The sequence below is a fragment of the Candidatus Xenohaliotis californiensis genome, from assembly GCF_963930935.1.
Taxonomy (GTDB): Bacteria; Pseudomonadota; Alphaproteobacteria; order Rickettsiales; family CAWVOK01; genus Xenohaliotis; species Xenohaliotis californiensis.
In genome coordinates this window covers 14595-28134 of sequence record NZ_CAWVOK010000023.1, presented here as the reverse complement: position 1 = coordinate 28134, position 13540 = coordinate 14595, and the positions used below count along the sequence as shown (strand labels likewise).

Below are 13540 nucleotides of genomic sequence, written 5' to 3'. Positions count from 1 at the left end.
CTATTTCCTAGGTATCTTATCATTCTTATTTCCATTTGTTGTTTTACTATCTGGGCTTGGCAAGTTAGTTGTATCAGCTTTTCCTATACGTGTAGCATTCTTTTTGTTAGCACTATCTGTATCATTTCCACCTCCTAGTTTTAGGTCAGATTGCAAATTATTTGTTGATCTTTTAGAATTTATTTTGCCACTGCTATCTAAATCATTTGCTGGCATTCCCATGTCTTTTTTCTTGGAATCAATACTTGACTTATTGTCAGATCTTTTGGTTTTTTCTGATGACACATTTTTCTTAAACCTATTTAACAGGTCTTTTGACATTTGTCTTCTGTCTTTACTTTTTTGGTCAATTCCCAAAAATCCTTTACCTTGTGCAATCATTGCATTAGTTGCAGAACTTATACCTTGGTGTGCATAACTAAATCCAACCATACAGGATGCCATTGTTTGAGATACCTTAGCCATTATATCCATTGATTGAAGTGCTACTACAAAGAAAAATAATACATTTATTGAGAATGGCATGCCAAAAAACTCCCCTTTCAAAAAATCTCCAATATCATGTGTGAAATACTCTGGAATGTGTTGCCAACCACCACCTCCAGCATTGCTATAGTCTATATATGTTTTTGGCAACCATCCATCAGCAAAACATATTACCAATGGAGGTATAAAGCTTAATATACCAGGCAGTATGCCAATTACTAGACCAAATACACATAGATTGCATAGCTTAAAATAAAACAAATCTTCTACTGCATATTCTAGCAATTGAATCATAAATCCTACTGAAATAAAATAAAAAGCTGGCTGTGCAATATACCCTACGATCATCTTAAGCCATGCATCAAACAAGTATTTTGTTTGTTTAAATAGTATAAATATAAGAAATAATGGAAAGAGTGTTATTAAAAATGCAATGGCCATCATGGCCATTGCATACATTAGCAGTCCTTTCAAACAAAGTTTAGTAAATTTCCAATATGCTAAAATGAGTATTATAAAAATAACGAAACCAATTGGACCTGATAAAAACAATGCAAGCATTTTACGCCAAGCCTGTGCACTAAATAATGCACCAAAAGTACTATCAAAAAAGGTAAAATCATCTGTTGGTTTACTGGAGAGTGATAACATACTTATTAATGTATTAATAAATGGCAATATGCTCTCAAAAAACATTTTATTAAAAAACTGCCAACTATTTGGTGCAGCAAGTTGTGCCACAAACCCTATTCTTACTAAAGATATTACAACACCCTCTTTGCTTACTGGAATTAAACCAGTAACATAACCCAATCCAGTATAAGTTATATAAAGCACTAAAGTGGCTTTTATAGCATTGCCCATGTTACGTACTAATGATTCAAAATGACGTTTTACATAAGATTTATCGCTATCATAAGCTAAAACATTTCTAATAATCTTAAAGATTTGTCCTATGGCAATTGATGGTACTACTGTAGTCTCTTGTAATTGTAACATTACATTATATTTTCCTTTACTACTTTTGTGATTATTTGTAGCACGTGGTTTAATAGCGAAATATAAATGATCATTATCATTATATGGTGTAAAATCAATTGTCTTATTCCCTTGTCCTGGAATAATAGAAATTGTACTGCTATCCCCAGGTTGTGTACCACTTGGATTGATGCCTATATATGCATAGAGCCTCTCACCATCAGTATAAGGACATTTTTGCTTAATATTAATATGATAGCCACCCATATTATTACTATATGCATTGTACTGATCTTTAATTATTAGCATTAATTCACCAGATGATTTTGGCATGTATTGAGTATACATTTGTAAACCATCTCTAATATTGCTATATGCTGAACATTTAGCATTTTTCGTGTTATCTGGCCAGCATTCATCTCCAACAGCATTGTAACTGGTATCATTTGAACCAATTTTAGCTATTAATGATGATGCATATAATCTAGGAACTTTACTAGAAGCAATATCCTTTCCCATATCCTTAATGCTTTTATTCCATTCATTCATGTTAAATGAATATAACATGGTATTGCATTGTGTATTAAGTGTATAAAGATCCCACTGATCATAAGGAGCATTTGGTTGAATATCGCTACATTTAAATGAACTTAGAGAATTGCTGCTTATATTTGCCAATGCAAACTCTTTGCCTTGAATCCAATTCCTAAAATATAGCATGCTTGGTGGTAAAATTATTTGTTGTTTTTTACTAAACTTATCAAGTAAATCAATTAAAGCATTAAATGCTGAGCATTTTTTTTGCCTAATTATTTCAAAAAATGCAGAATATCTACTAGCTTCATCAGTTGGAAGGTTATTTGTTGCTATTGCTAAATAGTTAGCCTTATCTATATCTGTAAAAAAAATATTATTTTCATTATATGCTTTTGTTAATAGATCCATGTTATCTAATGAAGAGGCAGATTTTCTATTAGCTAAAAAATTCATAAAAAATTTAGCATATTCTGTACTTTTGCTCTGATAGCTTGAAGGTGTACATGGATTGGATTTAAATTGTGCTACTTTGGTAGATATGTCAACAACTATGGGCTCTGGCAAAAAAGTTCCCTGTGAGGCATCTTTTACCTCTGCTACCAGCCATCCTGCTTTCTCCCCTGATTTATAACCAACAAAACCCTTAGATGCATAGTTATTTTTAATTGTTTCCTCAAATTTGCTTACATTCTCAACAGTAAAACTTCCAGAACGCCCAAGATGAACTTGTGATATAAAAAAAATATACCATAGCATATGAGTTGTTATCTCATTACAAGATAATGGTGATTTTATATAAAATTCTCTAGTACTATTATTGTAGTCTATATGCTTCATAAAAATACTAAAGTATTGTGTTAGTTTATTTCTTGCTACATCTCCTATGCCATAGTCATACTTGTAGTCATCTTCTTGAGGAAGCAATGGTATTAAATGGTATACGTCCATTACGAAATTAGCAAAATTATCTTTTTTACTAAGTGCAGAAAGTACACCATATTTTCTGTTGGCATCATCACAAGACATGTCGTGAATATCTAATATGCTCATAGGCTTACCAGCATGTTCAACCATTAACTCACTTACTACAGGATCCAATACCTTATTCATTCCCTTTGATTCTTGTCCATCTATATCAATTTTGTTACCCTTAGGACTTGGATCATTAGTAGTTAATCCTAATAACTTACCCTGATCATCACTTAATCTGATTGTTAATTTATCAATACTACCATCACTTATATCCACACCTTCACATAACTGTTTAGCTGTATATTTTTTATTATATAAATCAACATCAGCCTGACCAAACTTACTAGAGATATTATTACAATCACCAAGTGAAATATCTGACCTTATGGGAGAGAATGTAACTAAATCATTTGGCTCTAAAAAAATTCCTGTAGTTTTGTAACTCATGGTTTTTATTAATTCTTTGGTCTTTGGACACATTTCTTCAGCAGAAGATTCAAAGCCAAATTTTGTAGCTTTAATTTTGCTATAATCTATTGCACTACCATCTGAACACATTGAATAAGATATTTCAAAATCTTTATCGTGACCTTCGCATAATTCTATTTTACCAGTGCTGTATTTTATTATTACTGATTTTAGATCACCAAGATCACTTTTTTTAACACCACTGTCAACCCATATGCCATTTTTAGAATCATAGCTTGAAGAATCCTGAGGATTGGCAAAAACCTCTATATTTACATCACGATTACCTATTTTTGTTGGCATGTAGCAATTTCCATGTTCATCGCCAGTATTAATTGTCGTTTTGTCATCAACTGGATCAATTATGCAACCACCTAGCAAAAACATAAGTAATATTGGCAGCAACTTACTTAAGATCATTATCCCCCTCATCATTATTGATATTGGGTTCATTATTATCAACATCTATGGTAGATCTAGTTGCCTTTTCTTCATCATCTTTACTAGGTGTATTGCTATTATCACTTGTATCTGCTGTATTTTGACTACTATCTGTATCTTTTGGCTGGGCATCAGATAAATCTTCTGTGTTTGATGATTCTGCTGGATTACTATCATCACCTGCTTGATCTATGCCATCCCTAGATTCATCAGAGATATCATCCATTTCATCATCATTAATTTCATCATAAATTTCTTCACCATCATAAGGATCTATTGGTTCATCTAATAAATCATCTAGATCTTTAGCACCAGCTGATTCTTTTCTCTTAGAGTCTTTCATATCTAAATCATTTGGCTTAGATATTCTAGTTGCTGAAGCATTAGAAGCATTAGTTCTACTGCCATCAGCTCTTTTAGCTCCTGTATCTTTTAAGGCATCTTTTTCTGTTGCAGTTAAATCTGCTTTTTTCGACATTGCTGATTGATACAATGAGCGTGCTCTACGATCCCTACTTTCTTTATCCATGCCTATCAATCCCATAGCACTATCCATCATACCAGCAACTGTATGAAAACCAATACTACCACCAAATGTACCAGTTATTGATGATGCCATGGTTGCTGATCTTTCTGCCATTATTTTTGCAGCAAATGCAATAAAAACCATAAAAAATAAATCTTCCATTTTGACTGGTAAGGTAAAAAGTGTTGTTTGAAACATAGCAGAAGCTCTTTTTGCTTTTTCTTCAAAAGTTAGCACAGGATCATAGCCAACTGGTACTGGACCACTAAGAATGCAAAACAAACCTAGCTCAGCAAATATGCGAAATGATAATATGCAATCATCACAAACTGAAAAATTAAAAACATCAAAGAATGCTGACATCATGAGCTGATTTAATATTGCAAGTGTTATAAATATTAATATTGGTTTAATCATGTTAGTGACCAATATCTTAATCCAAGTATGAAAGATGCGACTAGTGAATTTAAACAGCAATGTTAATATAAATAGTGGCATTAAAGCAGTTAGGAACACTATTAATATTAAACTCATTAGATACAACACTATTGCTTTAATTGCCACAAAACCATATACAGCCAAAGAAACTAAAATACAGAATAAAGCCAACCAACCTAATGGACCACTGAGAAATAAAGCAAGTACTTGCACCCATGTTTCATGAATAGTAAACCTGCCTAATGATGAATCTATAAAATTGAAATCTGTTTTAGTGCTAAAGCCTTTGTTAAAAGAAGTTGTTATGTTAATTATATAATCCATACCATTTATAAAAATGCTTTGTAGAAAATTTCTATAAACTGCAGCTGTTGCTGGAGCCATTAAACTCATAACTATTGCAACTTTCAAAATACTAATTATAACAGCCTCTTTGGTTAGTGGTGCTATACCTGTGAAGTAAAAAATTCCTTGCATCATGACAAATAATGATACTATAGCATATATGATCATTCTAAACTGGACATTCCGTAAGATTTGACTATATATCTCATCGCTAGCACCACCACTTCTAAGACCAGTAGTTTTGTCTATATGTTTTCCTTGTACAAGATTTAGAATAGAGTCCCTAGTATTCATAATCCCTTTGGATATTGCACCTTTAAGAACTCTAGGTCTGCCTAAGGTAACATTTATTTTACCAGTATTATTTTCAATAATATCTCCATCAGTATCAAATCCTAAGTAAATATCTCCCAATGGAAGTGTTTTGTCTATCATATAACTGTGTGTCATGCCCGTGTTTGCAGTTTTGATATTGCCCTTTGGGGCTATATCTTTTAAAGATGATACTCTAATTGCATTTTGATCACTTGGTTTTGCATTTGGTGGGGTATCACTGATATATAAGTATAGTGAATTGTATGCTCTTTGTGAGCAGTCTCTTTTAACTTTTAACTTAAAACCACCGTATAATGCATAAAATTTGCTTAAACGTGTTGCAAATAATGAGCCTGAATTATCTACCTTATATGGAGTGTCAATTTTTAAAACAGGATCAACTGTCATAGTGTGCCTGTGGCTATCTTTTTGTATATAAAATTTAGCTATTGATGGTAAATATTGATTTCTTAATTCTGCTTTATTGTCTATTTTCTGTGTATCTGAGTCTGTCATAAGGCCTAGCACACAATTACCATTAATCATATCACTTGTATCTGAACAAAAAAATCCACAAATTCTGTTAATTATATATGCTGAATATTTATCTCGATTATTACGCATGGTATTACAATCTTGTTTATCCAGATCATTAGTAGACATAGGCACAATAACATCATAGGCACCATTTTCTCCACCTGCTATCCAGTTATATGGCATGCTTCTAAAAACAAAATTACTAGGTTTAGTTTTACTACTACCATAGTCTACACCAATTGAACTACCCTGATATTTATCTATTTTAATTTTTTGTCCTTTAACATCAATTTCTGTGCCATTCATGCAAGCATCTTTATCACGTATATTAACGTTGCTTTGTGGATTATTGCAATCAATTGGCACACGTATTTTGTCTAAATGAAATGACACTAAATCACCTTTCAATACCTGCATATTAACATTTATATCTTGTTGGGCAGTGGAGTAATCTATTGTAAAATATGCATCATTTGTTTGATCAAGTGGAATCTTACTGGATGCCTCTAGCTCATCTTTAGAAATCCCACACATGTTTGCATTGCCACTAGTTTTTAGATTTATATCAGCATTAGCATTGTGTCGAAATCCTGCTTTTATCCAACCAAGCTCTAACCAAGGTTTATCTTTTTTTTCACTATCACTTGGTTCTTTTGGATAGGCATGCATAACAATACTTGTAGATTCTGTATATATTTCTTCTGGTGTAATACATACATCATTTGCACATCCAGTGATTAATGATAGTATTAATGCCAACACTAACAATCTTGATAATCTCACCATTCTACCATTACAATTTGTCTTACAATAAGTATTTGGATTTTTAACCAATCTTGCCAATATATAATTTTGTTTAACAATTTTCGTTGATTTATAAACTTATGCATAGTTTACTATTTTTTAAGTCTAGATATCTTAGTAGCAGAACCTTCACTACTACCTCCTGAACTACCACCACTTCTTTTCTTTGTTGCTGCCTTCTTGATTCCTTCTTTAGCTTTTTGTGCTCCTTTTTTAGCTAATTTAGCACCTTTTTGAGCCACGCTTGCAACTTGTTTTACTGTCTTTAATGGATCTTGTGCACTACTTCCCATCTCAATTGCAGATCTTGAGCCACCAGATAATTCACCAACTATAGTAACAATTATTCTGTTAAAAAACATAAACATTAAAAGTGCTAAGGCCATCTTAAGCATAGGATAAAGCACTTTTACCCCCACACTTCCTAGCATTGCAATAGGTAAAAATGCTGCTATTATTTGAGTTTTAATTGTTAATCCACTTGCTATACCTAGTACTAATGGAGTGTTAGTGTCTAATGCATCATCATATAGATGTGCATTACTACCAGTAGAAGCTAAGGTAAACCAAACAGATTTAGTACCACCTTGGCTTACGCGTTCAAAAACTAAATCACCAAAATATATTTCATCAATAACCGTAAAAAAGAAACCTAAATATCCTATTAAGAGCGCTGGATAAAGAGTGTATGCTATAAGTTCTTTTAACCAATTATCAAAAAATGGTTTAGTGTACTGGAATAATGCCATAGGAATAAACAGTGGAGAAACCACAACTACAATTGCAAGTGCTAATGCAGAAAGTAAGTATATTTGTAGTGCCCACACTACCATAGCAAAAACAAAAACAACTATTACAACAGCTGCAATAAAAACAATAAGTTGCCCAGTAATAATTGCTGGGATTAGTATAATAAAAAACATAAATTTTTTGCTAACTTGCACAGACTGATTACCACGCTCAATGGCTGTTTTAACTGCTGCATCTAATGTGAATGCTGGTGTTCCCAGATAATGCATAACTCGACAATCTAATCTATCCCATAGTGCTAGTTGTGGAACATGTTGTCTAAACATTTGACTTGCATCTGCAGGAAGCACATATTCACTTGTTTTATAATTACATATAGATTGATTACCTGAACTAGCTATCAAAATATCCGCCAAACCAACAGTTAAATCTTGCAGGTATTTATAGTATTTTCTCATTCCTCCATTGTCTGGTGCACAAAAATATAGTATTAAAGTTATTTTAAGAACTAAAGATACAACATCTTGCTTTTTAGGTGCATCTTGCCCCATCATTATTTTTATACCATACAATGTAAGGGATAGTACTAACAGTGCTTGTAAAGTTTGAAAAAGTTTTTTTTGTGCATTATATAACATGCCACCTTTAACACAAGCATGCATACTACCACTAGAACCTTGTGATCCAGTAACTATAAGAGTTACAGTTTCTAAAAAACATTGAACTAATGATGTTGCAATTGGCAATGGTGATTGTGCAACTCTAAGCTCTTCCTTATAACATGCTGGTGATATATAGCAACTATAGCACCCAGTGTTATCATAGCTAACAATTACATTCTCTGCATTCGTTATTGGCAGTGAACTTGGACACATTGGTGCAACACCAGATACAGGAGTTCTATGACAACCAACCGTATTTTGCGGCCATGAAGTAGGAATTCCAAGTGCACTGACAACTTTAGCACATATACGATCACCAAGCTGATATATATCAAATACAGTGGAATTTATTGTAACTGAATCACCTGCCTTACCCTTAGCACATTTCAAGTCACCACTTCTTTTTAATAGCCATTGTAGTGCTTCACTGTCTTTTAAAATAATCTCCTCACTTGTTAAATTTTGTGGAGTAAGAACGTTAACAGGCAGTGGCAATCTTTGGCAAACTGTTAAATATTCACTCATACTAGACCTAACAGCTTCTTCATAGTTATCTGTTGAAGTATATATAATTACATTAGCATCAGGACTAGTATGAGCAATTTTTTTATAATGACCTGAGTTCATTTTTTCTATGCTATTAGGATTTATAACATCAGGGTATACTGCTACTGGATTTCTAACAACAGACCACCAACATGCTATGTCATTTGCTGATCCTAGTAATGCTGGACCCATTACTAAACCTGCCCCACCAAGCATTGAGCCTACAAATGGATATAACATGTCGGCAATAAGGACTGTTACTATTGCTAAATCACACTCATAATGATCTACATCCAAACCTAAAGTACCATTAACCCTAGATACAAGTTGTGCTTTATATTCAGACATCATCTTGTTTTTATCATCTGATGAGACAAATTTTGAATGTACATCAACAGCCTTACCACTATTACCTGTAATCCTAGGTTCACTTAATGCTTGCACATAACTTACATTTATTGCACTTAAACAAATTATTAAAAAAAATATAACTTTATGCATCAGCCACCTTTTGGAAAAATATTGGTAACCATACAGCTGGATCATTGCCAACATCTTTGCGTATCGTATCTAACAAAATTACAGTTTCACTTCTGCCAGAGAGCACAGTGATTGCCTCATCCATTCCTGTTAGATCTAATTTAGCTATTACAGCATTTATTCCTTGTTTAACCAAGAAGAATCTACTTGATGGATCTGTGGTTTTGATAAGAATAAATTCTCTTTGGCTAAGCATAAAACTTGTTCTGTATGCTTGTGTAGCCTTTAGATTTGGTAAAAATATTTGTGTGGCAGTTTGTTGAATTAGTGTACCACTAATAGCACTATCAGAGGCATCCTCTACACTTTGTGTAGCAAATACCACCATAGTGTTAAGTTTACGCAAAACTTTTAACCAATCTTTTATTTTTGGTGCAAATACTGGGTTGTCAATTAATGCCCATGCTTCATCTAAAATAATCATAGAGGGTGTGCCATCAAGAGAAATGTTAATTCTATGAAATATATACAACAGTACAGGTGAAAGTGCAGCTTTGTCTTTAAGTACTTGACCCATTTCAAAACCAAAAAAGCTGGATTTATTAAAGTCTATTTCATCTATTGGATTATCAAACATAGTACTATGTGAGCCATCAGAGTGCCACATAGCAATCCTGCCTGATAAGCTATCTGAACCACCTATACCAAGAAATGGGGCAAGATTTTTTAAACAACGATCTTCTTTTTTTAGTTTAAAATTACCATCAATAGCATCACTTAATGTTGCTATATCACCTGCATCTATTTTTTCACCATTTACTGTTACTAAAGTTTGTAGCCATTCCATAAGAAACGTTCTATTATCTGGAGTATCATCAAGTTGTAAAGGGTTGAGTCCAGATTCCTTTCTATTTTGTATAACAGTATATATGCCACCTATTGCACGTATAAATATCTCTGCACCCCTATCTTTATCAAAAAAGAAAATTCTAGGTTTAAATTTAATTGACTGTGCACAGAGAAAATTCATTAGCACGGTTTTACCAGCACCAGTTGGTCCTATGATTGTTGTATGACCAACATCGCGAACATGAAAACTAAAAAAAAATGGAGTTCCAGAGGTAGTATTAAATACTGTTACAGCATCACCCCAATGATTATCATGTTTTTTTCCCACTGGATAGTTATGCTGTGAGGAAAAACTTGCTAGGTTAAGTGTGTTTATAACAGATTTACGTACTATAAAATCAAAATTGCATGGCATTTGACCCCAAAATACAGGTTCCATGTTAACACGTTCTCTAGATGGATATATACCAGTATTTGCCATTTCTACATCAACTAGAGACATTGCTGACTCTAGGGCACGTAGAGATTTCTCAAAACACATTACAGTCATGTGATGCTCACCAAAACCAACTCTGCCACTTGTGGCATCATCTATTGCCTTACTGATCTCTGCTACCTGTGATATGGCCTTATCTTCTGTTTGTATCATTCTGTTTTGTTGTAGCTGCATTTTGCCAATAGCTATCTGTCTGTTAATGAATTGAAATGACTGAGACATTATAAATTCATGTGGTATTTGTAAAAATCCATCAAGCATATTAGCTGATGTATGCTGAGAGTATTCTTTTACACTTATTATTCCAGCATACTTTTTTTCCTGTGGAGTGAAAACCTCAATAGTTTTCCCTGAAAAGCATGTTCTACTTGTTGCTAGTTGCTCTGCTATTGTTAGCAGTGGATCTATCATTATACTCTCTTTGAAAGAACCATTTAATATACTAGATAAGAATCCCATTATTTCAGATGCAACACCATATTTAGTGTGTTTTACAGTAAGCACTCTAGCCCCATAGTCACGAAAACTTGTCAAAAGCCTAGTAGTTGCCTCTTCAAGCTCCTCATGAGCTTCTTTCATACTCTCTTCCCATGCACCTTTTGAAGCTCTTTGTTTAAATTTGTTAATAAGATGGGCAAGAATTGCAATACCTTTTGTGTCCGACTTTCTAATAACAGTTATATATAATTCATTAATAAAACCCACTTTTTGCTCTTGTGTTTTACGCCATTTCTCATTCAATTCATCAATAAAATAATTATCCAAGTATTCATTACCAAACTCATTAGAGAAAATATCTTGAGATCTGCGTATTATATGAAAATATAGCCCAATAGAACCAGATGCCATACTTTTAAAAATTTGATTTCTCATTGCTTTTCTAATATCAACATCTTCATCATCTGCCGTTTCAAATGAAAAACCATTAAGTTTAATTACTTTTAGTAACCAATCATTTTTAGTAATAATAGTTGTAGTGTTCCAGTGGTGCTCATAAGGTAAAAAATTTTTAGTATCTATTTCATGGTCAATAACTCTAGATTTTTTACCTTTGTATTGATGGAAATTTAACAGATCATCAAAGAACATTGTAAGAGTTACCACCATAATAGCGTTTGTTTCTGCACATACTGCACTTTTGTCCTTTAATAAGAAAGAGTTCTAGAAATAATGGCTCTTTAAAACAAATAATATAACCAAGTGCATGTATAGCGGGTAAAACTATAAATAGCAAAGTCATACGTTGAGTAAGCACATAGACAATCATTGTTACAGTCATGTTTAGTGTAAAAAATGTTATACTAACACCTAAAATCATAGGTGGCCTAGTAAGGCCTTTTGATAGCATATCTAACTCTAATGAACCACTTTCACTCATTGTTGATGATTTTTTAAATAATCATTGCATAATTAATTTGGAATTTCAAATATTATTGACAATATGCTTGTTAGTTAGTGTTTTATTAACCAAAGCTATTTTTTATAGCAAAATTAATTTCTTTTATAAAATCAATTGTTGTCATTGATTGACTAGCGTTTATACCTACAAAATTTGCAATATCTTTAGTAAAACAACCTTTTTCTACTGTTTTTTTACAAGCATCTTCTAATAATGAGGCAAATTCAATAGATTTTTTATCATTGTTTACAATACCATACTGCCTGATTCCTGCTGTCCATGCAAATATTGATCCTATAGGATTTGTTGAAGTTTCTTCTCCCTTAAGATAAATCTTGAAATGTCTAGCTATAGTACCATGTGCTGCTTCAGCAAGTACAATATTCTTCTTTTTATTTATTAACAATGACTGCATAAGGCTTAGACCACCAAATCCTTGTGCTATGAAGTCTGACTGGACGTCACCATCATAATTTTTACATGCCCATATAAAACCACCAGCAGAGCGCATTGTATAAGCAACCATATCATCAATTAAGCGATGCTCATAGGATATATTTTTTGCTGCAAATTGTCTGGAAAATTTTGCTGTAAAAAGATTGTTAAATGTTTGCTCAAACAAACCATCATAAATTTTAGATACAGTGCTTTTAGTAGATAAAAAAACACTCATAGATTTCTCTATAGCATATGTAAAACATGCATGAGCAAAAGATTTTATAGAGTATTGATTATTGCACATAAGCAAAAAAGTACTTAATGTATCAGCTTTATAATATGCAATAATATTCTGCATGCCATTAGATTTTTTTTCTAACTGCACAATATCATTTCTTTCAGCAATACATTCATATGCATTATACTGATCACCTTCAGCATGTCTTGCAATTACTATTGGTTTTTGCCAATTCTTTATCAATGGTTTAATGTTGTTGAATAATATAGGCTGACGAAATACTGTTCCACCAAGCTCATTACGCAGAGAGGCATTAGGTGATGGCAGGTCATTCTTTATCTTTAGTTCTATTTTTTTATTAACACTAGGTGTTATGGTTGCACACTTAACACCTATGCCATATTTTTTTACAGCTTCAATAGCTTGTGTAGTTATTTTATTATTTGTTTTATCTCTGTTTTCTACACTTATATCAAAATATTTTATATTTAAATCAATATAAGGAAATATTAAATATTTCTTAATCATGTCCCACATTACATGTGCCATTTCATCGCCATCTATTTCAACTATAGGTATATATTTATCAAAATATTTTCTACTCATTGGTTATATTTATTACAAAAACATATGCTATAATAAAAAGATTAATTGCTGGTAAAGCTAATTATAGCTTGCTTATAGTAAATCTTGATTGCTTTATTTCTATAGTTAATAAAATAACTAAATCATGTATAAATATTTTAACAAAAAATTTACATAATGTTTATATTGATTCCTTCAATTAAATTCCCTGAGAGAAATTTACCAGTTCTAAAATTTACTCCAACTCAAT

The 13540-nt window shown here is 32.4% G+C and carries 6 protein-coding genes; all 6 read right to left on the bottom strand.

Annotated features, from left to right (window positions below; translation table 11 throughout):
- On the bottom strand, positions 1-3894 hold the full coding sequence (locus tag AABI72_RS02530) for a type IV secretion system protein (protein ID WP_338364096.1): 3894 nt from the start codon (positions 3892-3894) through the stop codon (positions 1-3).
- The gene (locus AABI72_RS02525; RefSeq protein WP_338364094.1) at positions 3848-6829 is read right to left on the bottom strand and encodes a type IV secretion system protein; all 2982 of its coding nucleotides are present in this window, start codon (positions 6827-6829) and stop codon (positions 3848-3850) included. Before AABI72_RS02525 ends, AABI72_RS02530 begins: the two co-directional genes overlap by 47 nt.
- Positions 6830-6939: 110 nt before the next feature.
- Positions 6940-9306 carry a type IV secretion system protein gene (locus AABI72_RS02520; RefSeq protein WP_338364091.1) on the bottom strand — a complete coding sequence of 789 codons (2367 nt, stop codon included), beginning with the start codon at positions 9304-9306 and terminating at the stop codon, positions 6940-6942.
- On the bottom strand, positions 9299-11704 hold the full coding sequence (locus AABI72_RS02515) for a VirB4 family type IV secretion/conjugal transfer ATPase (protein ID WP_410520600.1): 2406 nt from the start codon (positions 11702-11704) through the stop codon (positions 9299-9301). The genes AABI72_RS02520 and AABI72_RS02515 overlap by 8 nt, the downstream gene beginning before the upstream one ends.
- 4 nt (positions 11705-11708) lie before the next feature.
- Entirely contained in the window at positions 11709-12008 is a 300-nt protein-coding gene (locus AABI72_RS02510) for a VirB3 family type IV secretion system protein (RefSeq protein ID WP_338364087.1), read from the bottom strand.
- Positions 12009-12093: 85 nt separating this feature from the next.
- Positions 12094-13311, bottom strand: a complete 1218-nt coding sequence (locus tag AABI72_RS02505) for an NADP-dependent isocitrate dehydrogenase (protein ID WP_338364085.1) — start codon at positions 13309-13311, stop codon at positions 12094-12096.
- Positions 13312-13540: the final 229 nt, after the last annotated feature.

Bases quoted from the DNA above. Each gene is read 5' to 3' on its own strand.
- AABI72_RS02525 (WP_338364094.1), bottom strand. From the start codon at position 6,829: ATGGTGAGATTATCAAGATTGTTAGTGTTGGCATTAATACTATCATTA.
- AABI72_RS02510 (WP_338364087.1), bottom strand. From the start codon at position 12,008: ATGAGTGAAAGTGGTTCATTAGAGTTAGATATGCTATCAAAAGGCCTT.
- AABI72_RS02520 (WP_338364091.1), bottom strand. From the start codon at position 9,306: ATGCATAAAGTTATATTTTTTTTAATAATTTGTTTAAGTGCAATAAAT.
- AABI72_RS02530 (WP_338364096.1), bottom strand. From the start codon at position 3,894: ATGAACCCAATATCAATAATGATGAGGGGGATAATGATCTTAAGTAAG.
- AABI72_RS02505 (WP_338364085.1), bottom strand. From the start codon at position 13,311: ATGAGTAGAAAATATTTTGATAAATATATACCTATAGTTGAAATAGAT.